At 46.9% G+C, this 24,009-nt stretch carries 27 protein-coding genes and 2 pseudogenes; 27 read left to right on the forward strand and 2 right to left on the reverse strand.

From position 1 onward, the window contains the following. The first annotated feature begins 6 nt into the window (after positions 1-6). The 26 genes and pseudogenes from CS921_RS05660 (at position 7) to CS921_RS05780 (ending at position 22,072) form a co-directional block, all read left to right on the forward strand. Positions 7-228 carry a flagellar motor switch protein FliN gene (locus CS921_RS05660; protein ID WP_099222090.1) on the forward strand — a complete coding sequence of 74 codons (222 nt, stop codon included), beginning with the start codon at positions 7-9 and terminating at the stop codon, positions 226-228. 31 nt (positions 229-259) lie between these two features. Beyond that, positions 260-1,234 carry a flagellar motor switch protein FliM gene (gene fliM / locus CS921_RS05665; protein WP_099222091.1) on the forward strand — a complete coding sequence of 325 codons (975 nt, stop codon included), beginning with the start codon at positions 260-262 and terminating at the stop codon, positions 1,232-1,234. Positions 1,235-1,256: 22 nt separating this feature from the next. Next, on the forward strand, positions 1,257-2,987 hold the full coding sequence (fliY, locus tag CS921_RS05670) for a flagellar motor switch phosphatase FliY (protein WP_099222092.1): 1,731 nt from the start codon (positions 1,257-1,259) through the stop codon (positions 2,985-2,987). Between the two features lie 3 nt (positions 2,988-2,990). Then, a complete protein-coding gene (locus CS921_RS05675; RefSeq protein ID WP_099222093.1) occupies positions 2,991-4,406 on the forward strand; it encodes a hypothetical protein in 1,416 nt (471 codons plus the stop codon). 23 nt (positions 4,407-4,429) lie between these two features. Next, a complete protein-coding gene (locus CS921_RS05680) occupies positions 4,430-5,587 on the forward strand; it encodes a hypothetical protein (protein ID WP_099222094.1) in 1,158 nt (385 codons plus the stop codon). Positions 5,588-5,651: 64 nt separating this feature from the next. After that, positions 5,652-6,125 carry a YaaR family protein gene (locus tag CS921_RS05685; RefSeq protein ID WP_099222095.1) on the forward strand — a complete coding sequence of 158 codons (474 nt, stop codon included), beginning with the start codon at positions 5,652-5,654 and terminating at the stop codon, positions 6,123-6,125. A gap of 9 nt (positions 6,126-6,134) precedes the next feature. Then, positions 6,135-6,566, forward strand: coding sequence for a hypothetical protein (locus CS921_RS05690; protein WP_099222096.1), 432 nt, complete (start codon positions 6,135-6,137; stop codon positions 6,564-6,566). Positions 6,567-6,579: 13 nt separating this feature from the next. Next, positions 6,580-8,103: a flagellar hook-associated protein FlgK gene (gene flgK / locus CS921_RS05695; protein ID WP_099222097.1), complete on the forward strand. Its 1,524-nt coding sequence runs from the start codon at positions 6,580-6,582 to the stop codon at positions 8,101-8,103. A gap of 15 nt (positions 8,104-8,118) precedes the next feature. Further along, a complete protein-coding gene (locus CS921_RS05700) occupies positions 8,119-8,994 on the forward strand; it encodes a flagellar hook-associated protein 3 (RefSeq protein ID WP_099222098.1) in 876 nt (291 codons plus the stop codon). 12 nt (positions 8,995-9,006) lie between these two features. Further along, the gene (locus CS921_RS05705; protein ID WP_099222099.1) at positions 9,007-10,296 is read left to right on the forward strand and encodes a flagellar hook-associated protein 2; all 1,290 of its coding nucleotides are present in this window, start codon (positions 9,007-9,009) and stop codon (positions 10,294-10,296) included. 18 nt (positions 10,297-10,314) lie between these two features. Next, positions 10,315-10,701 carry a flagellar export chaperone FliS gene (locus tag CS921_RS05710; protein WP_099222100.1) on the forward strand — a complete coding sequence of 129 codons (387 nt, stop codon included), beginning with the start codon at positions 10,315-10,317 and terminating at the stop codon, positions 10,699-10,701. Further along, a complete protein-coding gene (locus CS921_RS05715; protein ID WP_099222101.1) occupies positions 10,673-10,957 on the forward strand; it encodes a hypothetical protein in 285 nt (94 codons plus the stop codon). Before CS921_RS05710 ends, CS921_RS05715 begins: the two co-directional genes overlap by 29 nt. A gap of 18 nt (positions 10,958-10,975) precedes the next feature. Beyond that, complete coding sequence (gene flgB, locus CS921_RS05720; RefSeq protein ID WP_099222102.1) at positions 10,976-11,341, forward strand: flagellar basal body rod protein FlgB; 366 nt, start codon at positions 10,976-10,978, stop codon at positions 11,339-11,341. Positions 11,342-11,350: 9 nt separating this feature from the next. Then, positions 11,351-11,767, forward strand: a complete 417-nt coding sequence (gene flgC / locus CS921_RS05725; RefSeq protein ID WP_099222103.1) for a flagellar basal body rod protein FlgC — start codon at positions 11,351-11,353, stop codon at positions 11,765-11,767. A gap of 14 nt (positions 11,768-11,781) precedes the next feature. Beyond that, complete coding sequence (gene fliE, locus CS921_RS05730) at positions 11,782-12,081, forward strand: flagellar hook-basal body complex protein FliE (protein WP_099222104.1); 300 nt, start codon at positions 11,782-11,784, stop codon at positions 12,079-12,081. Positions 12,082-12,155: 74 nt separating this feature from the next. Then, entirely contained in the window at positions 12,156-13,796 is a 1,641-nt protein-coding gene (gene fliF, locus CS921_RS05735; RefSeq protein ID WP_099222105.1) for a flagellar basal-body MS-ring/collar protein FliF, read from the forward strand. Positions 13,797-13,804: 8 nt separating this feature from the next. After that, positions 13,805-14,911, forward strand: coding sequence for a flagellar motor switch protein FliG (locus CS921_RS05740; protein ID WP_099222106.1), 1,107 nt, complete (start codon positions 13,805-13,807; stop codon positions 14,909-14,911). Next, positions 14,898-15,590 carry a FliH/SctL family protein gene (locus tag CS921_RS05745; protein WP_099222107.1) on the forward strand — a complete coding sequence of 231 codons (693 nt, stop codon included), beginning with the start codon at positions 14,898-14,900 and terminating at the stop codon, positions 15,588-15,590. The genes CS921_RS05740 and CS921_RS05745 overlap by 14 nt, the downstream gene beginning before the upstream one ends. Next, on the forward strand, positions 15,583-16,896 hold the full coding sequence (locus CS921_RS05750) for a FliI/YscN family ATPase (protein ID WP_099222108.1): 1,314 nt from the start codon (positions 15,583-15,585) through the stop codon (positions 16,894-16,896). Before CS921_RS05745 ends, CS921_RS05750 begins: the two co-directional genes overlap by 8 nt. Then, positions 16,893-17,561 (forward strand): lytic transglycosylase domain-containing protein, encoded by a 669-nt coding sequence (locus CS921_RS05755; protein ID WP_099222109.1) that lies wholly within the window; start codon positions 16,893-16,895, stop codon positions 17,559-17,561. Before CS921_RS05750 ends, CS921_RS05755 begins: the two co-directional genes overlap by 4 nt. A gap of 13 nt (positions 17,562-17,574) precedes the next feature. Next, positions 17,575-18,213 carry a hypothetical protein gene (locus tag CS921_RS05760; RefSeq protein ID WP_099222110.1) on the forward strand — a complete coding sequence of 213 codons (639 nt, stop codon included), beginning with the start codon at positions 17,575-17,577 and terminating at the stop codon, positions 18,211-18,213. 139 nt (positions 18,214-18,352) lie between these two features. After that, positions 18,353-19,129: pseudogene (locus CS921_RS15850) on the forward strand (MCP four helix bundle domain-containing protein); the annotation flags it as partial. A 249-nt stretch (positions 19,130-19,378) separates the two neighbouring features. After that, a pseudogene (locus CS921_RS15855) lies at positions 19,379-20,140 on the forward strand (methyl-accepting chemotaxis protein); the annotation flags it as partial. A 2-nt stretch (positions 20,141-20,142) separates the two neighbouring features. Continuing rightward, complete coding sequence (locus CS921_RS05770) at positions 20,143-20,874, forward strand: C39 family peptidase (RefSeq protein ID WP_099222112.1); 732 nt, start codon at positions 20,143-20,145, stop codon at positions 20,872-20,874. A gap of 70 nt (positions 20,875-20,944) precedes the next feature. Beyond that, the gene (locus CS921_RS05775; protein WP_099222113.1) at positions 20,945-21,568 is read left to right on the forward strand and encodes a hypothetical protein; all 624 of its coding nucleotides are present in this window, start codon (positions 20,945-20,947) and stop codon (positions 21,566-21,568) included. A gap of 75 nt (positions 21,569-21,643) precedes the next feature. After that, complete coding sequence (locus CS921_RS05780; protein WP_099222114.1) at positions 21,644-22,072, forward strand: DMP19 family protein; 429 nt, start codon at positions 21,644-21,646, stop codon at positions 22,070-22,072. Positions 22,073-22,226: 154 nt separating this feature from the next. Here CS921_RS05780 and hemQ read toward each other — a convergent pair whose 3' ends face one another. Further along, positions 22,227-22,982 carry a hydrogen peroxide-dependent heme synthase gene (gene hemQ / locus CS921_RS05785; protein WP_099222182.1) on the reverse strand — a complete coding sequence of 252 codons (756 nt, stop codon included), beginning with the start codon at positions 22,980-22,982 and terminating at the stop codon, positions 22,227-22,229. A gap of 180 nt (positions 22,983-23,162) precedes the next feature. On the opposite strand from hemQ, the gene CS921_RS05790 reads away from it, so the two are divergent. Further along, entirely contained in the window at positions 23,163-23,516 is a 354-nt protein-coding gene (locus tag CS921_RS05790; RefSeq protein ID WP_099222115.1) for a MerR family transcriptional regulator, read from the forward strand. A 208-nt stretch (positions 23,517-23,724) separates the two neighbouring features. Here the strand turns inward: CS921_RS05790 and CS921_RS05795 are convergent, their stop codons facing one another. Continuing rightward, entirely contained in the window at positions 23,725-23,997 is a 273-nt protein-coding gene (locus CS921_RS05795) for a Txe/YoeB family addiction module toxin (protein ID WP_099222116.1), read from the reverse strand. Between the last annotated feature and the right edge of the window lie 12 nt (positions 23,998-24,009).

Here is a 24,009-nt window from a genome sequence, read left to right on the forward strand (position 1 = left end):
TGAGGAATGTTAAATAATCAGATTCCGCTTGTGATTGATTTTGAACTGGGCCGCACGAAGCAGCAGATCGGCAATTTGCTCGATGTAAAAAAAGGGACCGTCTATCGGTTGGAAGATTCTACGGCAAATGTGGCGAGTATTATGATCGGCGGTAAGAAAATCGGTTCAGGAGAAATTTTAACCAAAGACGGCAAACTGTTCGTCAAAATTACCGAACTGGGCAGTTGACAGGCGATGACGACAGGAGTGAAGCAAAAAAATGAGCGATAAATTAAGTCAGGAGCAGATCGACGCGCTGCTTACACAGATGAATGCAGGAGAAGTGGTGGACGAGAGCACGGAGATTGGCGACTTCGGCCGGCTGCACCCGTATGACTTCCATAAGCCGGAAAAATTTGCATCTGAGCACTTGGAAAGTTTGAAAACGGTCGCTTCGACTTTTGCTAAAAAATGTATGGAATATGTGGCTCAGCGAATTCGGATTCCGATTCACACCGAGGCGACACTCAGCGATCAGGTTTCATTTGCGAGTGATTATACGGACACAATGCCAAGCGACAGCTATTTATTTGTCACCTTTGATCTGGGGGATGATCGACTGGGAAAAGTGATCGTTGAACTGGATTTGTCTTTTATTATTTACATTCATGAATGCTTATCGGGCGGCAATCCCAAACGCAAGCTGAGCGAGCGCAGGCTGCTGTCGTCTTTTGAACAATTAACACTCGATCATTTATTGAGTAAATTTTGTGAGGCGCTAAAGGAAAGTTTCAAAGCCGTTTATCCGATCCATCCGACAGTGGTCAGTGTGGAAACCAATCCGGCGCTGCTCCGGGTCACGTCGGCCAATGATATGATGGCGCTTGTGAATGTGGATGTGAAGTCGGAATTCTGGATCAGCACTTTCCGGCTGGGCGTTCCGTTTTTCTCGGTGGAAGACATTATGAACAAGCTGGAAAATGTGGTCGAGTATACCTTTGATAAGCGGCAAAATTTTGATCAGGAAGTGGAAGAAGAGATCAGCCAGATTGAAAAAACGGCGAAAATTTCGCTTGGCACGGTCACGCTGACATTGAAAGAACTTTCCGAGCTGGAAAAAGACGACTACTTGCTGCTTGATACGCATGTGAGTGAGGCGCTTTCTGGTTACCTATCGGATAAAAGGAAATTTGAATGCCTGATTGGCAGAAGCGGGACGCAAAAAGCGGTAAAATTCAAGCGCCACTTTACGTGAGTGGAATGGGGAGATAGGAAAAGTGGAGCAAATGATCGAGAAAGAAAACATGCAAATGGAGCTGGATGTGATTGGTGAAATTGCCAATATTTCCTTTGGTTCCGCGTCAACCGTGCTGTCTAATTTACTCAATCAGCCGGTGACAATCTCGACGCCGCATGTCGAATTAGTCAATCTGTACGACACAACGGATACGGCCATTCCGCATGTTGTACTGGGCGTGGAATTCCATAAAGGCATCCACATGAGCAATTTATTTGTGCTCGAATCAAAAGTGGCCCTCCTGATCGCAAACTTGATGATGATGGGTGACGGGCAGGTGGCAGAAGATGCTGTGCTCACGGAGCTGGAGCTAAGTGCGGTTCAGGAAGCGATGAATCAGATGATGGGGCATTCGGCAACTGCGATGAGTGATGTCTTTCAAGATGTAATCGACATTACGACACCTGAAATCAAAATCGTTTCCATCCGTGAAGAATTGCAGGATTCCGAGATGCAGGAATTGATTCAGGTTTCCTTTGATCTGGTGATTGGTACGCTAGTGAAAAGTTCGCTTGTCCAGTTGATTCCTGTTCAAGAAGGGCTCCAGATGGCCAGAAAGCTTTTGGGCGAACCGGCTGCGGCTCTGGAGGCGGAGGAAATCGTGCCGGCTGTCAACCAAAAAACAGAAATCGATTTGACGCCGCTTGAACTGGATGTCTTTTTGGAGGTCTGCAATATCGGGATTGGTTCGGCATCCACCGTGCTGTCCAAGCTGCTCAACCGGAAAGTCTCGTTGCAGATTCCCACGGCGAAAATTATTTCTTCCAAGGAATTTGAGTACAATGAGCGGCCCTGCCTAATCACGACGGTGGCATTCGTGGAGGGGCTCAAGTCGAGCAATACGTTTATTATCAGTCAATCGGCGGCTTTGATCATGGCAGATTTGATGATGGGCGGCAGCGGAGAGGTCTCGGAGCAGCAAGAGTTGACCGATTTGGAAATCTCGGCTGTGCAGGAACTGATGAACCAGATGATGGGCTACTCAGCAACGGCAATGTCAGAGCTGCTGGGCATGACGATCGACATTAGCCCGCCAACGGTTGAGGTCTGTCTGCTCGACAATGATGTGATTGAAAAGGACATCCAAGAAGGCAAGACGGTCGAGGTGATTTTTCCGCTTGAAGTAGAGGGGCTGCTGAAAACGCCGCTGTATCAGCTTTTCAACCCTGAGGCAGCGCGCGAAATGGCGCAACTGATGCTTGCAGCACAAGGCGGTCTGGGAGAAGCGGATCAGCAGGTGGTCGAGAAGGACGCGGCGACTGAGAGGGAAATAACGGCTGATCAGCACACGCCAGATAATGCGAAAATGACTGCTGGACAGGGCGGGGCAACTGATGCGAAGGTGCACGCTGGAAGGGATGCATCCACTGGCGCTGGGGTAACTGCTGGGCAAAATGCAGGGGCACGGCGCGGTGATGGAGCGACTTTTTCGGCTGATCTGCCGGAGTTTCGTGCGGAACAGCCTGATTTCAAGGCCGGGGAAATGGATCAGATTTTAGGCGAGGTGCCGGTCGAGGTGGAGGTCGTTTTTGGGACAGCCAAAATCAAGCTGGATGAATTCATGCGTTTTCAAGAGGACGATTTACTCATTTTAAAAGAAAGTGTCTCTGAAACGTTGGCAATTTTGGCGAATGGCAAGTTGTTCGCATACGGGGAGCTTGTTAAGGTCAATGATCATTTTGCGGTAAAATTGACGGGAATTGTGGAGTAGATGATGCTGAAAAAATGGGTATTTATGGCAGTTTTCCTGATGATATTCGGAGGTGTCCAGCAGTCTGTTATAGCTGACGAAAACGCAATGCCGGTTCGTGTCTATCAAACGGGTGATGTGGTTTCCTTCGAGGTGGAGGTACATACAGGGCAGCTTCTTTTGAAAGGTGCGGCGGGGCAGGTGCGCTTTGTGTCTTTGGGAGAAGAGGCGACACCGAGCTATACGATCAGCCCGTATGATGAGAGCGGGCTCTGGACGGTCTGGCAGCAAAACGAGGAGGAGACGGTGGAAGTCGGTTCTTTTCAAGTGGCGGACCGGATGCGTGAAAAAGATGAAGTTCCGCCTACAATCGATGAGATGACTTGGCAGTTTGAAAGTGAGGACAAACTGCTGATCCGTGTTGCGGCAACTGACCTGGAAACCGGCGTGATGACCGTTCAAGCGGTTGTGAGGCCTGGAGAAGAGGCAGAGTCATTCAGTCGAAATGAAAAAACGGGTGCATTTGAGCTGTTGCTTGATGTGGGCACGCGGCAGGAGCGGCAGTTGCAGCTGGCAATCACAGTCAGCGATTTTGATGGGAATGTGACTCGTGAAACGAAGGAAATTCAGATTCCGGCGGCTGTTTTTGCTTATCAGTTGAATGGGCAAAAATTGGCGAAAGATGCGATCGTTACGGCGGGGGACCGCTTGCAGATTTGGACGAATCGGCCGAAGCAGGTGATCGAGCCGTTTTCCTATGTGTGGCAAACGGAGCCGCTAGCTGGGGACTATCTTTTCCCTAAGAGTCGGTTGGGGGAAGTCTTTACGTTGTCAAATGGCACGAAGCTCCTTTACCGTGAAAATCGGCAGCCGTTTCAGCGGATGTCACTGTTAAAAAATGGGCGACGCATTACAACAAGCAAGCAGGAAAGTTTTCAAAAATCAGATGGCTGGTCGCTTCGGGCTGTGTTGCATCCGGATTATTTGGAAACGACGGACTGGCGGCTCACAATCGGCGGGCACCCTGTCGAGCTGAAACGTCAAAACGACCAGCTGGCGGCGGATTTTCGCGGTCAATCGGGCGAACTCGCACTGCAGTATCGGGATTTTGATGGCAGCATGCATCGGCTGGTTCTAGTGGAAATGGTCGATCCGCTTCCTGTCACACCGGTCATTCAGCCAGAACTGCCACCTGTCGAGCCGCCCCCGCCCCAGCAGCCAGAAATCCAAAAGCCAGAGCCACAGCCGCAGATGAAACTTGGTCCAGCAGCCCAGCAGTACGCACTTGTCGAGCCGCCGGTGACTGAATCAGCCAAACATGCGGGCAAGCAGCCGGAACCTGCCAAGAAAAGCGCTTCATCTTCTATGCCTTTTCCGCTTTGGCTGCCGGTTGGAGTCGTTGTAGTCATTTTGATTTTTGCACAGAATAAAGGCAAATAGAGAAAAATGGGGAGGGACTTGGGATGAAAATTGAAGGAATCATGGAAGCGGAACAACTGAACCAAGAGAGCAAATTAGCCAGCACCCCGGAAGAACAGAGTGAATTAACTAGAAAAATGACGAAAGAGCCGAACCGTTTACCGCCTGTCTCCTTTTCAATCAATGATTTAACGGAGATGAAGTTGGCGGGGGAAAATCAGGAAATTGCCCTGCGAATCAAATTGATGATTAGTAATGCTACAAAAGCGGGCAAACTGATCGATTATTTGATGAAAGCGGGGGTTAAATACGCCACCGATTCGGCAAAATGGCAGCAGATTACACAGGAGATCAGTGGCCAGATTAGCACGATCCTGATGAAACAACGCAGTTTTAATGGGTATTTTACCACGGACGCCTTTGAAAAAAGTTTGCTCGCGGCGAATAATAAAATCACCGATGAGCTTAGCTTCCTTTTGACGAACATCCGCTCGCTGAAGTTCGATGTGACGGGAAAGGTGCCTTATTATAATATGCTGCGGCTGGCTGCGCGAAGTACGGAAAGTGCGATCGCGGAAATGAAGCAGTATGAAAATGAAAATGTGCCGCTCGAGGTCAGCAAACTGCTGGCAAAAGCGAAAGACGAGACGAGCTGGCTGATCAAATTAATGCGCGAATATAGTATTTTGTTTCACTCGCGGCATTTACTTACATATGAACTGCAGGCGGAAAATATCAATTTATGGAAGCTGGGCAATGAATATCTGAAAACGATGAATGAATGGCTGCCGATTTTTGCCAAACATCCCCATGAAAAGATGGGCGAGCTTAGCCGTGCTTCTGCTGGACCACTAGCTGATTTTCTACAAGAGCTTGAAACCATGGCGACAGGGCATCTCAGTCAAGGAAATATGGCGGTGATGATGGACCGCGTGCAAGGGCAGTTGCAGCGTCTGTTTGTCTATTTTCAAAAAATGGAGCAGCATATCGGGACGGGAATTGTGAGCTCGGATCTTGGTGCGACGGAGGCCGAACTTGCCAGCGACATGACGAAAATGATGATGATTTCGAGTCAGGAAATGAGCTTTTTTGATTTGTTATGGAAGGACTTTCGAACGGCTTATAAAGATCCAAGTGTCAGGATTATCAGTTTGGTTTTTTTAATGTTCATTTTCGTTTTATTATTAAAAATATTTTTTTAAAAAACCATATACATTTCTCTATTTCTTCCGTATAATAAAAGTATGAAACCCTTGGGGGAGAATGATGGATAGTATTTATATCAACCATATTTGGCAGGCAAATAAAGCCCAAAATCATCCACAAAAGCAGGCAGAGACGAATACTTTACAGTCAGGCGGTTTTTCGCTTGCGGCGCTTTCCAAAAAGCAGGACACTTCCAAGCTGCGCAGTCAGGAGATTGATCGACTGCTTGGTCAGGTGACAGAACAGAAAGAAAAAATCGAGCTTGAGATGACAGCTGAAAATGTCTTGCGTTATAAAGAAGCGGTGAAGGATTTTTTGAATTTTTATGTTAGCCAAGTGATGGATTATAAAGATTTGGAATCGCGCCATCCCAAATACGGCTACTTGCAAAAAATGACGGTTGCCAAGGAAATTGAGCAAAAAAATGAGCAGCTAGAAGACGTGCTGAATTTAATTGATACGCGGACTGGCCATTTGGATATGCTGAACCGAATCGGAGAAATCAGCGGACTGATCTTAAATATCGTATTGTAGGTGATAAAATTGGAAATCTTGAGGATACTGGAACAATTAGTCGAGCGGAACGAAGCCCTTTATGAAACGGCCGGGAAGCTGCAAACGGCCTATGAGCAAAAAGATGACAGTGCAGCTGAAAGCTATCAGCAAGAGATCGATCAAGAGCTGTTTGAACTGGAGAGAAGCTATCATCAAGTTGATGCCTGGCGCGTGCAGGTTGGGGTGTCAGGGATTGGCGCCTACATGGACCGGCTAGATGCGGCGACGCAAGAACGCTTTGCTACCTGCAAACAACGTCTTTTGGAAGCCGAGAAAAAGGCGCGCATCCAACTGATCACCAACAAAAAACTGATGGAACAAAAATTGACCTTTACGGAGCACTTGTTTGAGCTGACGGCAGGCCTGAACGGGTCGGCTTATCAGCAAAATGAAGCACGGATCATCAATGAAACTTTTTAAGGAGTGAGTAGTGATGCGACTGAGTGATTTTAATGCCTCACTTTCGGGCATGTCGGCGGCACAGATTGCCACTATGGTTGCCAAACAGAATATCAGTAATTTAAATACGGCGGGATACGTGCGGCAGACGGTCGAGCAAAAAGAACTTTTCGGCGACTCCGGCATGATTAGCGGACGCCAGACGGGATACGGCGTGAAAGTAACGGACATCAGCCGCGTTACGAATCAGGTATTGACGACTCAATTCGATGCGCAAATTGCCAAACAGTCGGCCGCGGCCTTCAAGGGCTCGACATTGGGGCAGATCGTCAATTTATTCGGCACGGTTGGGAAAAATTCACCCAGTGATTCGCTCGATCAATTTTTTACGGCATGGGGCGTGCTGACAAAGAATCCGGATCAGGAAACGAATGTCACGGCACTGCTTTCAAGTATGAAAGTTTTTACCGCCCAGCTGGGTCAAATTAAGGCGGGGCTGGATGATTTGAAAAAAACACTCACGCAGGATACGGCCAATCAGGTCAAGGGGCTGAATGATGTTTCGGCCAAACTGGCGGCGGTCAACCAGGCGATCGGTTCAGCTGGAAGCAATCCGCCGAACAGTCTCTTGAATGAACGGGATCTACTTCTAGGGCAGCTGTCACAGTTTGGGACGATCGAAACGACCAGCCATCCTGGTAATCCGGAGGTCTATGATGTGACATTCGGCGGAAAGCTAATCGTTCAAGGTGCCGAGGCTAGTCGAGTAGACATGACGCTGCAAGGGGATACCTATATTTTTTCCATTGACGGTCAGTCGTTTGATTTACCAACCGGCAGTTTAAAAGCCAGCAGCAGTGTGCAGGAACAGGAACTTGCACAGTATACGAACCAGCTGGCCGATTTCACGAAAAGCCTGAAAGCAAATGTCGACCAGCTGCAGGTCGGGAAAATGAACCGTTATTTGAGCGATATTGCGGCCATTAATGACAAGCTGAAAACGGATCCGACCAATGAAGCGCTATTGAATGAGCGTAAAAGTCTGTTGATCGAAATCGATAAATTTCCAAAAGTGACGGTCACAAATGATGTCGTGACGATCGGTGGGACGGATTATCCAGTGGACAGCATTGACAGTCAGGTGCAGGTGGCAAATGTCGACGAATTTTCTTTGTCCCTGTTTCAAGTGGATGCAAATGGCAATTTGAGCTTGAACAGCAAAATTGAAGAAACGGGCGACAATAAACGCTTCCTCGGTGTGATTGCAGCAGATATGAAAGCACTGAAAGATCAGTCGGCTATTGGCGGCATGACCTATTCGTCTTATATGGATAATTTGATCACGACGATTGCGACCGACGCATCGAAGGCGAGTGCAGAAGCCGTTGCCGAGCAGAAAGTGCTGGACGGCCTGACCAGTGCGAAGTCGTCGATGGAGGGTGTGAATCTGGACGAAGAAATGACGCATATTTTACAGTATCAAAGTTACTATGTGGCCAATACCAAGGCGGTTAATGTTGTGAATGAAATGTTCCAATCACTTTTAGGCATGCTCTAGTTTAGGAGGGGAAAAATGCGAATTTCAACCAATCAGCAAACGAATACGATCATTCAGCAGCTGAATAATGCCAGTGTCGAGCTGGCCAAATATCAAACGCAGGTATCCAGTGGGAAGAAATATGAGAAGATCAGTGATAATCCTTCGGCGACGGCACAGATCCTTTCTTACAATCATGTGCTGAGCCAGCTGAACCGTGAAAAATCAGATGTGGATGAGGCGCAGTCTCTTTTGACGAGTGCAGATACCGCCTTGTCGGGCATGAATAAAACCATGATGCGTATCAATAATCTGCTTCTTCAGGCAGTCAATGGAACGAATGATGAAAAAAATCTCAAGCAGACGGCGCAGGAAATCAAAGGGCTGCTTGATTCAATGATCTCACTTGCCAATACGGATGATGACGGCCGTTATATTTTTAGTGGAAGTAATACGACGGTGAAGCCATTTGTCGTGGATCAGTCGACAGGCGAGCTGACTTATCAAGGAACGACCACCCCTAAAAATTTCCAAGTGACCGATACGCATGAAGTGGAAGTATATCATAATGGCGATGTATTCACAGAGATGTTCCGAAATATCCAGGATATCGTCAAAACCATGGAAGCAGGCGACATCGATACCCTGCGAAATTTGCAAGGGAAGCATACCGAAAATGTCAATATTGTCACGGACTTGATGGCGACAGTCGGCGGCCATAAAACCGCGATTACCAGCTACAATGACCTCTTGGCGAATCGGGTGATCGATTATACAGAACGGCGCGCCAATGTGGAGGAAGTGGATATGCCAAAAGCAGTCAGCGATTTAAACAGGTCGACGATGGCGTTTCAGGCGGCCCTTCAATCCAGCATTATGGTCCAGAAGCTTAGCATTTTAAATTATATGTGAGGTGAATAAAAAATGGGCAGCTCCATTGCAAGCAGTTTAATGGATCCGACGCAGTACTATTCGCAGTTTATCCAGCTTGAACAGGCCAATTTGGCAAAAGCAAAAACGCCTTTTCAGCAGCAGATAAACGGCTACCAGACAAAGATTGATACATATAAGTCCTTGAAGAATGCGCTCGACAAGTCGCTTACAACGATCAAAGGATTTTCCACTTATGAGAGTGCGACCAAGCTGGCCACTTCTTCCAACGAAGCTGCATTTTCGGTTTCGGCAACGAGCGGTTCGATTAATGGCTCCTATTCGATCGAGGTGCTCAACTTGGCGACATCTGATACCTATAGTAAAGGTGTGCCAGACATTAACCAGCCGATTGGTGTAGCTGGAAAAGTCAAACTGAATGGGACGGAAATCGAAATCAATGCCACGATGACTTACAAGCAAGTGATGGAAAAGATCAACGCGGCGGGGGCCAAAGTGAATGCCTATTCACTCGGCGGCAATATGGTCATCAGTGCGAACAATACCGGCGTGGCGAATCAGCTTAAATTTGAAGGGGATGCGAATGTTCTTCAGGCACTTGGGCTCGACAAAAGTTCCGCTGGGTACATGGCGGCAAAAGATGCGACAGTCAAAATCAATGGGGCAACGGTCACAAGTGGTACCAACAAAATTACGAACTATATTCCCGGCGTGACCATCAACATCAAAAATCAGACCGAACGAAGCGAAACCTTGACCGTGCAAGATAAAAAAGATGATAATGCCGCAACGATGATCAAAAATTTTGTGCAAACGATCAACAATATGAACAGTATGCTCAAAGCTTATACAAGTAAAGGCGGGGCTCTTCAAGCGTCGGCCGTGGACCTTGAGACATCAAGAGCGCTAAATGCCATTTTTTCTTTTAGCCGTGGCGGACACACGCTGTTTGATTTTGGCATCAGTGTCGACAAGGACGGCGTCATGACTGTGAATGAAGAAAAAATGAAAGAAGTGGTTGCGGAAGATCCGGCCGCTGTTGAAAAATTCTTTTTTGGGATTGGCGGCGTGGGTGATACTTTATACCAATCACTCGACAAGGTTTTCGGCACATCAGGCTTTATCAGTGATGAAACCAGCTCGATGAACAATGAAATTACGAAGCTGAATAAAAAAATTGATGATATTGAAGCCAGAAATTCCAGCATGCTTGATAATATTACCTCACAATACAATAAATGGCTGAAAAGCATGCAATTGATGCAGTCAAACGCCATGACACTTGATGCTTTAATCGACGGGATGAATGGAAATAAAGATTAAATAATGGGGTGAAAAGGGATGCAGGCATGGAAAAGATATACACAGAATGAGTTTGAAACGAGCAATCCAATTAAAAATACCATTTACATTTATGAAAGATGCATCATTGAATTTAAAAAAATTGATCAGGCCTTTGCGGGGCTTCATTTCTCCACGGCAGATCTCCTTTTAGATAAAATGGAAAAGATTTTTGAAGAGCTTAAATTGCAGCTGAATCCAGAAGTAGACGCGGAGCTTTATGAAAATATCTACCGGCTGTATACTTGGATTTCCGAGCAGATTCGTGAAATGCAGGTGCTGCGCCAGGCGGTCAATATTGATCCAATCATTCATGTGATCACCCAACTCAAAGAGGGCTATGAAGGAGTCATGCAATATGCCAAAAACGACCACTATCTTGGCTGATTTTAGGCGCTGTTTTGATGAACAGACAGGCGCCCTGCTTGTAGCGGAAGAAGAATATAAATGCCGCTTTGAACGATTGAAAACAGAGGCGGTGAAACTAGACCGCGAAGAGGCACTCTGGACTTTAAAGCAGGCACGCGCATTTCTAGAAACAGCCATCCACGAAGCCGATTTAAAAAAGCAGCAGGCAAAGACCGCTTTTCAAAATGGTCGAAAACAAGACACAGCCAACCGCCAGTATGCCAAATTTTTTTAAGAAGAAGGAGTGCTTTGCTTGGAAAATTATACAGCGTCACTCGGCCACTATTTAAACTATTTGAACGCGTCCAACCAGCTGACCTCAGCCAATATCGCCAACAGCAACACGAGCGGCTACCGGGCGAAAGAAGCCAGTTTTGACGAAGCGCTGACAGGCGGGCTGTCAATGAATCGAACGCATCGAGGCCACATGGCGAAGAATGCAAGCGCAACCGCCTATACACGCGTCACGGAAAAGGGCGGCACGATCAACGAAGATGGAAACAATGTCAATGTGACGGATGAAATGATTCGCCTGACGAAAAATAACCAAATGTATGCCATCGCCGTAAACGCACTCAATTATGATTCCGGCATCAAGACGGCAGCGCGTGGAAAGTAGGAATGATCAATGTTTGAAGCAATCAATAGCAGCGGCTCAGCTTTGAATGCTGCGAAAACCTGGATGGAAATCAGCTCAAATAATATTGCCAATGCCAACTCGACAGCACCGGCCGGCCAATTGCCCTACATGCGCCGCCGGGTGGTGCTGGAAAATAATGCCTCGTTTAGCAATCAGCTGATGACTGGTGGCTCAAAAGGCGTCAAAGTTTCAGCCATCGAGACGGATACAGCGAATGTCAAAATGGTCTATGATCCAACCCATCCGCATGCCGATCAGGAAGGCTATGTGCGCTACAGCAACGTGGACTTGACCGCCGAAATGACCAACCTGATGATCGGTCAGAAAATGTATGCAGCGAATACCTCAGCCCTGCAAGCCAATGAAAAAATGATGGAAAAAGACCTGGAAATTGGTCGAAATTAAAGGAGAGAAAGAATATGGAACTAGCAGCTGCCGGACAGGTCACAGCACTTGCCAAGTCAAATTTGTCACTGGAAGGAAATCAGTCAGCCGCAAAAACAGGTGGAGCTGATCAATTTGCCGCCCTTTTTGACCAAATGAGCGGAGCAGAAAACAGCGCGCAAAATGCGGTCTACAAATTGCTTACAACAGGCGAAGGAAACGCAAGCGATGTGTTGATCCAAATGAAATCAGTCGAGTCGCAAATGAAAACGGCAGCTGTCGTGCGCGATAATGTCATTGAAAACTACAAGCAGCTTTTGAATACACAAATTTGAGGCTAACGGGGACTTTAGCCGAATGAACTTGCCGATAAGCCAAAACTTTATAAAAATTGGAGCGAAGGAAAGACATGGCAAAAATCAATTCGATGTATCAAAAATTAAAAGCTTGGCACAAAGCCGCGATAATCGTCGGCCTTTTTGTCGTTGTAACAATCGTTCTCCTTTATATGAACAAGCCGAGCGAAGAAGTCGTGCTTTACAAAAACTTATCGGAAAGTGCGTCAAGTGAGGTCACAACCGAGCTGTCCAAACTTGACGTCGACTACACCATCGATAAAGATGGAACGATTTGGGTGAACAAGCGTACAGAAACACTCGTCAGAAATACGCTGAATGAAAAAGGGATTCCCTATACGGGACAGGATGGCAGCGAAATTCTGCTCAATAATACGCTCGGAGCTAGTGAAGAGGATAAAAAAATGCAGGAAAAAGTCGGGACAAAGGTCAGCCTGGAAAAAGAGATCCTTCAAGGCTACGGCAATGTAGTCGACCATGCGACGGTCCAGTTGACACTTCCAAAAGCCAATTCGATTTTCGAGGAATCCAGTCAAAAAGGAAGCGCGGCCGTGACACTTAAGGTTAAAAAAGGCGAGACACTTTCCGCCAATCAGGTGGCAGGCATTCAGCGAACCGTCAGTGCAGCCGTACCGAATATCCAAGTGGATGATGTGGCGGTGATCGATACGACACGCGGCGTCATCAGCGAATCAGCGACAAATCAGCAGGAAGGCAGCACTGATTACAAGAATGAAGTGGACATTGAAAAAGGGGTTGGACAAAATATCCAGACAGAAATTGAAAGCACCCTGTCGAGCATTTTCGCCTTGGATAATTACCGCGTCAATGCCAATGTGACCATCAACTTTGATGAAATCAAGCAGCACACTGAAAGCTACCCAAATGACGGCAAGACGCGCAGCGAATCCAAGGAGAGCGCCAAGGATACCGCAAAGGGCAGCGGCAATAAGACGGAAGCCGGGACAAATGCCAATGCAGACGTGCCGAATTATACCGATGAAAATGGCAGCGGCAGTTCCGACTACAGCAGTGAGAAATCCTCTGAGACGCGCAACTATGAGCTGGACGCAACCATTCAGGAAATCAAAAAGCATCCGCAGCTGGTGAAAACCAATGTTGTCGTCTGGGTTGATCAGGCTGCACTCACAAAAAACAGTGTCGACATGAATGAATTCACAAAAGCAATCGGCGTTTCGGCAGGTCTGACACCGAATATGGAGACGAATGATCAGACGGCAGGCGCGGATGCAAAGAACCGGAAAACTTTCAGCGGCACCTTCCAAAACGGAGAGGTGACGATCATGCCGATTCAGTTTCTTGATCAGGAAAACGCGACAGAGAAGGCGCCGAAGAAGGAAGAAGAAACCAGCCGGGCGTGGATTTACTGGCTGATCGGTTCGCTGGCACTTGTCCTTGTGGCAGGCGGCGTGGTCGGCTATATGCTGTACTTGAAGCGGAAGGAGCAACTGGCCGAAGCGCTCGACGATGAGCAGTTTGGCGGACACGCGGAAACCGGGCCGGAAGAAGAAATCGAACCGGAGGCACGCGACCTCTTTTCCGAAAATATCGTCATGACCGAGCCGTATATGACTGCTCAAAAAGAAAATCTGCGGGCGCAACTGGCCGATCTTGCGAAAGAGGATCCGGCCCGAGCTGCCGCAGTTATCAGCAAATGGCTGAATGAAAGGTAGGGAGATTCATGGCTGAGACACTAGCCGAGGTGCTGAACGAAGAAGTTGAAAAAGAGGGACAGACAGAAGCAGAGGAAACCGTCAAAAAAGAAGAGGATGCCGCCTATGCCAAAATTTCAAAGCGTGAAAAAGCGGCGATGATCATTTGGAATCTGGATGAAGCGGTGGCTACAGAAGTTGTCGATCACCTGCCAGATCTCGCCAAGCAGCGACTTGCACGGGAAATGGCTAAAATGAAAGACATGGACGGGCAGACCGTCGATCAAGTCTCGCGGGAATTCATTTCAGAAGTTGAACTCTTGTCCGGCGGCATTGCCAAACTGGACCGCGAGCACTTGGCCCGACTTTTCCCTAACATGAGTGCAGAGGAACTGAATCAGCTGATTTACGGCGTGGAAGCCGAAGCAAGAATCGGCGAAACCGCCCTCGATATTTTGCGTGAGATTGATGATGTCGATTCCCTATTCACGATCATCAGTGACGAATCAGCCCAGACCATCGCGATGATCGCTTCTTATATGAGACCGGAAGAGGCATCCCAGCTTCTAGCACTCTTACCGGAAGAAAAAATGATTCATACCGTGATTGGGATTGCCAAACTGCAGCAATTCGACAGCGAAGTCATGCAAAATGTTTCCAATCTGCTGCGCATCAAGCTCGACACCATGGCCAGCAGCTCGCTCAATAAAACAGATGGCATTAAAAATGTCGCGAACATCCTGAATAATGTTTCGCGAGGACTGGAACGAAGCATTTTTGAATTTCTCGATGAGCACGATAAGGACCTTTCCGACCGAATCAAGGAGCGGATGTTTGTCTTTGAGGATATTCTGATACTGGACAACATGACCTTGCAAACCGTTTTGCAGGAAATTCAGGACAACAACAAAGTCGCCCGTGCGCTTAAAAATGAGAAAGAAGAACTCAAGGAAAAAATCCTTACCTGTGTCTCTAAAAATCGTCGCGATATGATCATAGAAGAAATTGAAGTTCTCGGTCCGATCCGCTTGTCCGATGTGGAGCAGGCGCAGCAGGACATTGCATCTGTCGTTAAAAATATGGAAAAAGACGGCAAAATCGTGATCGAGCGGGGTGAACAGGATGTCCTCATCTAGCCGGCATATCAAGAAAGAAGCGATTTCGCTGCAAAAGGAAGCCGTGGAACTCGTTTACTTGGAAGCCGTCCGGCCAGGTCAGGCGCCCCCAGAAGAAACGGATCCCCGTGAACGCGAATTCCAGCAGCTAGAAGCGAACGTAACCGCCGCAAAAGCTGCGCTGCACCAAGAAAAAGCCGCTTTTGAAGCCGAAAAAGCCCAGCTTCAGGCAAGTCTGGCAGCTGATCAAGCGGTACTCGCCCAGGCGCGCCAAAAACTATCTGCCGAACAGGCTGCCTTTGAAGCTGAAAAAAAGCAACTTTTCATCCAAATCAATGAATTTCTCTATGAAAAAACGATCGACCTTGCCGAACAAGTGGTTCATCAGGCACTCGACCAGCGGAGCTTGCAAGTAATGCCGCTGCTTGCCGAAACCATCGCCCAACTGCCAATATCCTTTGAACGCCTATCCGTCACCGTACATCCAGAAACGCTTGAAGCCCTGAAGCGTGAGGAAATGGATAGCCGATTTGGCTGGCTGTTTGAAAATATTGATTGGCATTTTGACCTGCGGCTCGCATTTGGCGAATTTACCGTGGAAGAAGAAAAAGAGTTCTTTGATTATCACTTTGGAGCGATTTTTGCCGCCCTACGTGAGCAGAATCAGGAACGTCTGCTAACAGGTGAGACGGATGACTAAAAAATTAGCCCCCGACTGGCCACTCGTCACCCAAGTTCCACCATTCATCCGTCGCGGCAAGATTCACACCATCCACGAGCAGGTCTACATTTCCAAAGGCCCGCAAGTCAAAATCGGCGACCTGGTCATCGTAGGAGAAAATCAAGTGCTCTGCGAAGTGATTGCGATCGAAAAAGAAAACAATCACCTGCTGCCATTTGGCCAGACAGACAAAGTCAGCTACGGGGATGCCGTCTTTTTGACCAGCAGCGCCTCCCTAATTCCCAATGATCACGACTTATTAGGCGCCGTCTTAAATGCCAAAGGAGAAGTCATCAATCGCCCGAAAACAGCGAATCAAAACGGCGGGCAAAGAGTCAGCATCGATTCACCGCCAATCAGCGCCTTCGATCGACTCGAAATTACAGACATTCTGGAAACCGGCATCAAAGCCATTGACGGCATGCTGTCGATCGGTATCGGACAGAAGATCGGTATTTTCGCCGGATCCGGTGTCGGCAAATCCACACTGCTCGGCATGATCGCCCGTAACGCCAAGGTCGACATCAATGTGATCGGTCTCGTCGGCGAACGGGGACGTGAAGTCAAAGATTTTTTGCGCAAAGATTTAGGCGAAGAAGGATTGAAACGCAGCGTGATCGTAGCCGCCACCTCGGATGAAAGCCATTTGATGCAGCTGCGCGCCGCAAGACTTGCCACCTCGATTGCCGAACATTACCGCGATCAGGGGGCGAATGTGCTGCTCATGATGGATTCCGTCACACGGTTTGCGGATGCCAGACGAAGTGTCGATATTGCCGTCAAAGAGCTGCCAATCGGGGGGAAAACACTCCTAATGGAAAGCTACATGAAGAAACTTTTGGAACGCTCCGGACGCACGGAAAAAGGCTCCATTACAGGCATCTACACCGTGCTCGTAGATGGAGATGATATGAATGGCGCCGTACCCGATCTGGCCCGCGGTATTTTGGACGGTCACATCGTTTTAAGCAGGGATTTGGCCACACTGAATCACTACCCGGCGATCGACGTACTCGGCTCCGTTTCCCGTGTCATGGAAGAAATTGTCACAAGCGAACATCAGCAGGCGGCGGGCAAAGTGCGAGAATATTTGAGTACCTACAAGGAAAATGAACTTTATTTTAAACTTGGAACCATCGAAGCGACCGAGCAAAACCAGTATATTTTCAAAAGCCGTGATAAAACGCTGCAAATCAACCCCTTTTTGAAACAAGACAGAAGTGAAGCCGTTCCGTTTAGCGAAACCGTCGCGGCACTTTCTGAAATCAGCGAGGTGAAATCATGAACCCAGTCGAACAGGCGCTCCAAACCAAACGAGCCGCCTTTGAAGCCGCTTTTCAACCCAGTCAGGAAGCAGCCCGTTCCAGCCATTTTTCCAGTGAACTAGCAGAAGCAGTCACCAGTCAAACGAGCACCAATGCCGCAAGCAGTCCAAACACCACTGATTTGAGCTACCAAATGGCCCGCGCAAAAGAAGTCTACGATAAACTGCTGCAAGGTGTGGCCGCCCCGCCTGCCAGTATAGCCAACCAGCCAGCTGCCGAAAAAACCGCCACATCCTCCAGCACAGACGACCGCTTCCAACCGATTTCAGCTCAAAATGAAGGCAAATATCAGGAGCTAATCGCTAAAGCCGCCGCCACCTACAACGTCCCGGAAGCACTCATCAAACGAATCATTGAAGTAGAGTCTGGTTTTAACCCGAATGCCGTCTCCAGCGCCGGAGCAACCGGTTTGATGCAGCTCATGTACGGCACGAATCGAACCGACCCGGAAACCAATATCATGCAGGGAACGAAGCAGCTGGCCGGCTATATCAAGCAGTACGATGGCGATTTGAGCCTTGCGCTGGCTGCCTATAATGCAGGGCCGGGCAATGTGAAAAAATACGGCGGCGTCCCACCATTCAAAGAAACCATTCAATATATCGATAAAATTTTAGCAAAATAAAGGAGGAAACCAGTTGGCAATTTGGCAGGATACATGGCAAAAATGGCGGGAGACAACCGCTGAAATGGAGACGGAAATTAAACGCGAGGCCGCTGAAAAAGTCAAGCAGGCCATCATGGCAAGCGATTTTGACCGTGCGACTGGCCTGATCGCGCAAACCAAGAACCTATTGCAAGAGCTGGATTTTGAGACGAGGCTGCAAAATATCGAATCCGAACTGGCGCGCTTTTCCGACAGCATAGCGGATACCAAGCCTTTTGAAGCGGCCCAGCTCAGTGGTGTCCATAAACCCGAACAACCGGCGAAAGACTTTCCGACATTTAAAAAGACCGCCCTGATGCAGCTCGGCAAAAATGATTTTCAGCTCATCCAAGAAGACGAGGCCAATCTGCAACTTTTGCGCGATAATCGCAATTATTATTTAACCCTAATTCAGCAATTCGATGCCGCAGCTCTACGCGAAACGCTCGCTGAAAAACAAAAATATAAAAATATCGGATTTATTTGCGAAAATGAACAGCTACGTGAAAAAGTAAAAGATTTAACACAAGATTGGCTAAAGACGATCGATGAAAGCAAACGAAAATTCCTCAAAATCAATCTGACTGACCTAGAACTATTACGTAAAAAACAAGACTTTATCGAATTGTAAGCAGGATGAAAAAGAAACATGGCTCATTTTCCATGTTTCTTTTATTTTTTTATTTGTTAAATTTTATAATAAAATATAGTATTTTTCTAAAAAATATGAGATAATAAATACGAAATTGAAAAAAGGAGTGAGACCGTTAATGGGGATTAATAAACTTTCAATTAAAGCAAAATTGCTGGCAAGTATGGTGCTAACCGCATTATTACTGGTGGGGCTGGCGGTCACGACTTATATTGGTTTTAATCACGTCGCCAAATTGAGCGATAATATGGTCGTCAATAATGTCAAACCCATGAAAGAAGTCGCAAGTATTCAGGACAACATGTCAAAAATCAATATCGATATTTTGACCATGTTCGATTCCATGTCTGAAAAAAATGCCATGATTCAAGACATCGACACGCTATATGCAGAAAATGAGGAAGCGCTGACAGCCTTCAAACAAGTCAATCTAACCAGCAGAGATAAAAAACAATTAGCGAGTTTTGAAGAGAAGTATCAGGACATGAAAAATGCCGCAGCCGAAGTCATTCGCGCAACAACAAGTGCCACAAATGACATTGAACTCCTAGATGCACAGAATACCTACTATACAAAAGTGAAAGCCAAATTTAACGATGCAACACGCCAACTTGCTGCAATCGATGAAATCAATTACCAGGAAGTCATCCGCTCATCTGATGCCATCGGTGACTTTGGCAATACCATCAGCGTCATCCTTTCCGCCGTTATTTTCGTCATCCTGCTCGCACTGCTCATTTTAAACAGCATTATCAGCTCGCGGATCGTAAAAGGCATCCAAGCACTCAAAGTTTCCGTCCACAAAATTTCAGACGGCGACCTCTCCTACAGAAGCAGCTATAAAAGTAAAGATGAGCTTGGCGAAATTTCCACTGAGCTCAATCTGATGTCCGAAAAACTCCGTCAAATGATGCTCGAAATGAAGGACGCTTCCCGAGCCGTCAAAGAATCCAGCGACAATGTCATCATCAATACCGAAATTATTTCGCAAATGACAACCGAAATGGATCAGGAAATGAATATGATGAGCGGTCAAATTACCAAACAAATCAGCAATATGACCGAAAGCACCTCCGCAATGAACCAAATGACAGAAGGTGTTCAGAACGTAGCTGAATATGCACTCAAAGTATCCGACCTCACGAAAGACTCCGCTGAAAAAACCGGCGAAGGCATTCAGGTTATCAACAATCTGGTCAGCCAGATGAACCGAATCAGTGACGTCATGCGCCAAAGTACCGATGTAGTCATCAAGCTCGTCAAACGCGTTGCAGAAGTTGAAAAAGCACTCGACACCGTGACAAGCATTGCCGACCAAACGAACCTGCTCGCCTTAAATGCAGCCATCGAATCCGCACGAGCAGGCGAACATGGCCGCGGTTTTGCCGTTGTGGCAGAAGAAGTGCGGAAGCTGGCCGAACAGTCTCGCCTTGCCGTAATCGACATTAACGGCGTCTTGAAAAAAATTCAGCTGGAATCCGAAGAAACGATTCACGTGATGAATACCGGACTCAATGAATCCGAAGCCGGCCAAACCATCATCTCCGAAACAGAAACGACTTTCCGCGATCTTTTGGAACGCGTCAATGAAATTTCCCGCCAAATGCAGAACGTCTCCCAGGAAACCGAAGAAATGGCGGCCGGAATCGAAGAAGTGGACAGCTCCATTACAGATGTGACCGGCATTTCCGAACAAATCGGTGAAAAATCCGTGACCGTGCTGGAATTCGCCAATATCAACAAGCTGAAAGTGGATGATCTCATGGGCGTATCCACAGAAATGCAGCAGATCTCCGAGACACTCGAAATGCAAGTCAATCAGTTCGTGACAGAACTAGAGGAAAAAGTGGTCGAACCGGAAGTAGAAAACGATCCACCCGAGTTAGCCCCAGAAGGACTCGTTTAAAAATGGCCAAAAAGCTTTTCAAACGGCTCCTTGTCGTGGCGCTCTTTGTCGGACTGTTTCAACTCAATCACGAAAAGCTTCCGGTCATTCAGCGCGAAGAGAAATTATCACGAGCTGAGCAGATTTACCAAATCACAGCCAGCAAACAGGCCTACGTCTTGGAAGTACCGCTTTACAACCAAATGGACGAACCGGCACTGTACAATGGTTGCGAGGTCACAAGCCTTGCCATGCTGCTCACATATTCAGGCCATACTGTCACGAAAAACGAACTCGCCGCCCGCATTCCCAAAGTCCCCTTGACGAATCGAGACGGCACAAAAGGCGATCCGCGCGAAGGGTTTGTCGGCAGCATCGAAGGCAAAAGCCGCGGCCTAGGCGTGTATCTGCCGCCGATCAAGAAGCTCACAGAAAAATATGTTGCCGCTGCTCAGATTGGCACCCTCGACAGTCTGGATGATGAGGCCGTCGAAAACTTGATCATGACCGGCCATCCCATTTGGATTATCACAACGACCGACTACGCCCCGCCCAAAACGAGCGAGAACTGGCAGACGAAAAATGGGGAAGTCCGCGTGACATATAGCATGCACAGCGTGGTAATCACAGGCTTCGATGATGAAAATTTTTACGTCAACGACCCCTACGGCTATAAAAACCGCCCAGTCGACCGCGCCCTTCTAAAAAGCAGCGTGTCCGCCATGGGCAATCAAATCATGTATCTAAATCGATAAGAACTGGAAGGCATCCGCTTTCCGGTTCTTTTCTTGTGTTATAATAATGAACGAAAAGGAGGCGAGCGCCATGCCAAAACGTTTTACCGACCTGACGCCTTACCAGTTCGACTATTATCAAATTTTGCGCCATGAAGAAATCCTCGTGACCTGCAAAAATGGCGATCATCCTGCCTATTTGACTGAAAGAAACGGCGAAAAAATGCTTTTCTGCCCGACCTGCGCCTATCGAAACCAGATTCAGCTGGAAAATCATCCACATATTGTCCACACATTCCGCTATCGTTTCACCTGCAAAAATTGTGGCAAATATCACCGTCATGATGAAACCAGCCGATCGACGCTTGCCAAAAGCCGCCCATGCCCCGCCTGTCGGCAAGAAAACCAACCATTCACCGTCGAAAAAGTCACCAGCCAGTTAGCCCACCCCGTCGCCAGCTACTTAAAAAGAGGCATCGACCCATGGGCCGCACGACCGCTTTACTTTCAGGATAGCATCCGCGGCGAGGTCTTTTTCGCCTACAACAGACGCCATCTGACCTACCTCAAAAAATACATCGAAGCGGATCTCCGTGAGCGTCCCATTTTCCCAGTAGCCAAAACGGCCGCCCACACGCTGCCCAAAAGCCTAAAACAAGCCAAAAACCGCCCCCAGCTGCTGCAAAAAATAGCAAAATTGGAACGAAAACTATAAAAACTACTGTTAATGAAATTCAACATACAATTTATAGAAGAAATAGAGCCGAATTTTTATAGGAGGGGCATTACTATGAATTTTATTGATAGAGCATTTCATCAAAATTTAACCGGGGATGATTTTTTACAGGCAATGTCGTCTATTTATGCAGAGCCAGAAGTCTATAAAATATTAAATCAATATCCGGCTTTTGTAGCAGATGTAATTTCGATTATTGACTATGATACGGTCATGCAAATGGACGGATTTGATGCTATGATAAATGGAAATCTAAGCGACTGGCATTTAGAAATCATACATGCACTTGATCGATGCGGGGCAGAACGTGAAGCAAGCATTTTGAGGGAAGCAAAAAATTTATCTGATCTGGATAAAGATCGTTATGAAGAGCAGTATGAAGAATTTAGTCATCAAATTGCTTTAAACAATGATTATGAGGACTTTTGGGACATCGTTAGAAGATATATTGATAGAAATTTGACTAAGACAAAGAAGGTGTAATAAAGGCAGACGAATATGATGTTCACTAGACCAACTTATACAGGGGAATACCAGATTTACCTAACTGCCGAATAGGATTCACACAAAAAAACTGGACATACAGCGAAAAAAATTTCTAAAAATTGTTTCTGCTGTATGCCCAATTTTAAAATTTTCAACTTCCAAAATAACTTTCCAACTGCTCGACCGGCATCAAATTGCCCACAAAAAACGAGCCGAATTCCGCAAAACGGGCACTTGATTCGTCAAAACGCATTTCCGTCACAATTCGCTTGAATTCCAGCGCATCATCACTAAAGAGCGTCACACCCCATTCAAAGTCATCCAGTCCGATCGAGCCGCCGATAATCTGCTGAACTTTGCCGGCATAGCTTCGACCAATTTTCCCATGTTCAGCAATCAAGCCTTGTCGTTCCTCCATCGAAAGCATATACCAATTGTCGGCACCCGTCCGTTTCTTATTCATCGGATAGAAACAGATATGCTTTTTCTGCGGCAGAGTCGGATAGAGCCGTGCCCGCACATGTTTATTCTGATAAGGATCTTCGCCGCCCGCCATATGATTCGCCAAATAGTTGCTCAGTTCCACAACGGATACATACGAATAGACCGGAAGCAGATAATCCGCAATCGCCAATTTATTAAAACGCGTTTCGATTTCATTCAATTCTTCCAAAGTAGGCCGGAGCGTCAAGAAAACGAAATCCGCTTTCTGTCCAACAATCGAATAAATCGTCTGATCACCCTCGCCAAATTTTTTCGTGATTTCCAAATCGCCCAAAAAATGACTAAACTCCGTTAAAATTCGCATCCGATCACTTTCCGCCACTTCCCGCCAAGCAGGCCAATCAACCGAACGAAAATCATGCAGCGTGTACCAACCATCCAATGTTTTGACAGCCTCGTTCATTGTATGCACGTCACCCCTTCTGTTTTGTAAAAATATTCACTAATAAAAGTGTAGCATAGCCGCACCCAAAAGTCCGTTTTTCTGTTTGTGAAAGCCAGATGTGCAAAAAAGATGATTTTCGCTTGACTTGGAGTGCACTTTAAGTGTTAGAGTGAACAAGGAAGTGAAAGGAGCGAAGCCATGAATATTTCAGAAGCCAGCCAAAAAGTCACCATGTCCGCAGATACATTGCGCTACTATGAACGAATTGGATTGATCCCGGCAGTTAAACGAACAAAGGGAGGCATCCGTAATTATAAACAGGAAGATTTGGAATGGATTGAATTTGTCAAATGTATGCGGCATGCAGGTCTTTCCATCGAAGTACTAGCCGAATATCTGACGCTTTATAAAGAGGGGGCCTCCACTTTTGAAACGCGAAAGCAATTGTTGATCGCTGAACGGAACGCCTTAAATGAACGAATCGATGAACTTTTGGAAACACGCGAACATTTGAATGCCAAAATTGCCCATTACGAAAATTCACAGAAATAAAAGGGGGGCTGTTTCAAAAATGGCGTCGCGATTGCCCTTTTAATGCTTATAAGTTACGGGTAAGTAGCCTAAAGAGAAGCTTCTTTCCTAGTGTTTCGGATTGGACAAGAAGTCGAGCAGCAGAATAAAAAAAGCCGCAAGCTCCGTGTAAAGGTGACTTGCGACTTTTCATTGAGATTTCTTTTGACAGGAAAATAAAATCCGGAGTCTAATTCCGACCATAGTGATATTTGCATTGCAAGATTTGAATACGAGTCCCATCAGAAGTACAGACAAGCCGATTAGTCTCATCAATTCTGCGACTCCAATAGTCTTGAAACTGATAACGGAGCGGCTCTGGCTTCCCAATACCAGCATCATTTCCATTTCGATCGATATCTTGAATCAGTTTATTGATCCGTTTGAGTGTTTTTTTATCTTCAATCTGCCAAGCGATATATTCTTCACAAGCATTGCTTGAAAAAATGATCCTTTTAGCCATTAATCCAGCAGC

Source organism: Listeria costaricensis, from assembly GCF_900183385.1.
GTDB lineage: Bacteria > Bacillota > Bacilli > Lactobacillales > Listeriaceae > Listeria > Listeria costaricensis.

Excerpts from the sequence above, each read along its gene's own strand:
- fliF (WP_099222105.1), top strand. The coding sequence starts at position 12,156 with ATGGCAAAAATCAATTCGATGTATCAAAAATTAAAAGCTTGGCACAAA.
- CS921_RS05755 (WP_099222109.1), top strand. The coding sequence starts at position 16,893 with ATGAACCCAGTCGAACAGGCGCTCCAAACCAAACGAGCCGCCTTTGAA.
- CS921_RS05740 (WP_099222106.1), top strand. The coding sequence starts at position 13,805 with ATGGCTGAGACACTAGCCGAGGTGCTGAACGAAGAAGTTGAAAAAGAG.
- CS921_RS05685 (WP_099222095.1), top strand. The coding sequence starts at position 5,652 with ATGGATAGTATTTATATCAACCATATTTGGCAGGCAAATAAAGCCCAA.
- CS921_RS05790 (WP_099222115.1), top strand. The coding sequence starts at position 23,163 with ATGAATATTTCAGAAGCCAGCCAAAAAGTCACCATGTCCGCAGATACA.
- CS921_RS05750 (WP_099222108.1), top strand. The coding sequence starts at position 15,583 with ATGACTAAAAAATTAGCCCCCGACTGGCCACTCGTCACCCAAGTTCCA.
- CS921_RS05795 (WP_099222116.1), bottom strand. The coding sequence starts at position 23,997 with ATGGCTAAAAGGATCATTTTTTCAAGCAATGCTTGTGAAGAATATATC.
- fliM (WP_099222091.1), top strand. The coding sequence starts at position 260 with ATGAGCGATAAATTAAGTCAGGAGCAGATCGACGCGCTGCTTACACAG.
- flgC (WP_099222103.1), top strand. The coding sequence starts at position 11,351 with ATGTTTGAAGCAATCAATAGCAGCGGCTCAGCTTTGAATGCTGCGAAA.
- CS921_RS05775 (WP_099222113.1), top strand. The coding sequence starts at position 20,945 with ATGCCAAAACGTTTTACCGACCTGACGCCTTACCAGTTCGACTATTAT.
- CS921_RS05705 (WP_099222099.1), top strand. The coding sequence starts at position 9,007 with ATGGGCAGCTCCATTGCAAGCAGTTTAATGGATCCGACGCAGTACTAT.
- flgK (WP_099222097.1), top strand. The coding sequence starts at position 6,580 with ATGCGACTGAGTGATTTTAATGCCTCACTTTCGGGCATGTCGGCGGCA.
- hemQ (WP_099222182.1), bottom strand. The coding sequence starts at position 22,982 with ATGAACGAGGCTGTCAAAACATTGGATGGTTGGTACACGCTGCATGAT.
- CS921_RS05675 (WP_099222093.1), top strand. The coding sequence starts at position 2,991 with ATGCTGAAAAAATGGGTATTTATGGCAGTTTTCCTGATGATATTCGGA.
- fliE (WP_099222104.1), top strand. The coding sequence starts at position 11,782 with ATGGAACTAGCAGCTGCCGGACAGGTCACAGCACTTGCCAAGTCAAAT.
- CS921_RS05710 (WP_099222100.1), top strand. The coding sequence starts at position 10,315 with ATGCAGGCATGGAAAAGATATACACAGAATGAGTTTGAAACGAGCAAT.
- CS921_RS05700 (WP_099222098.1), top strand. The coding sequence starts at position 8,119 with ATGCGAATTTCAACCAATCAGCAAACGAATACGATCATTCAGCAGCTG.
- CS921_RS05680 (WP_099222094.1), top strand. The coding sequence starts at position 4,430 with ATGAAAATTGAAGGAATCATGGAAGCGGAACAACTGAACCAAGAGAGC.
- CS921_RS05780 (WP_099222114.1), top strand. The coding sequence starts at position 21,644 with ATGAATTTTATTGATAGAGCATTTCATCAAAATTTAACCGGGGATGAT.
- CS921_RS05745 (WP_099222107.1), top strand. The coding sequence starts at position 14,898 with ATGTCCTCATCTAGCCGGCATATCAAGAAAGAAGCGATTTCGCTGCAA.
- CS921_RS05660 (WP_099222090.1), top strand. The coding sequence starts at position 7 with ATGTTAAATAATCAGATTCCGCTTGTGATTGATTTTGAACTGGGCCGC.
- CS921_RS05770 (WP_099222112.1), top strand. The coding sequence starts at position 20,143 with ATGGCCAAAAAGCTTTTCAAACGGCTCCTTGTCGTGGCGCTCTTTGTC.
- CS921_RS05715 (WP_099222101.1), top strand. The coding sequence starts at position 10,673 with ATGCCAAAAACGACCACTATCTTGGCTGATTTTAGGCGCTGTTTTGAT.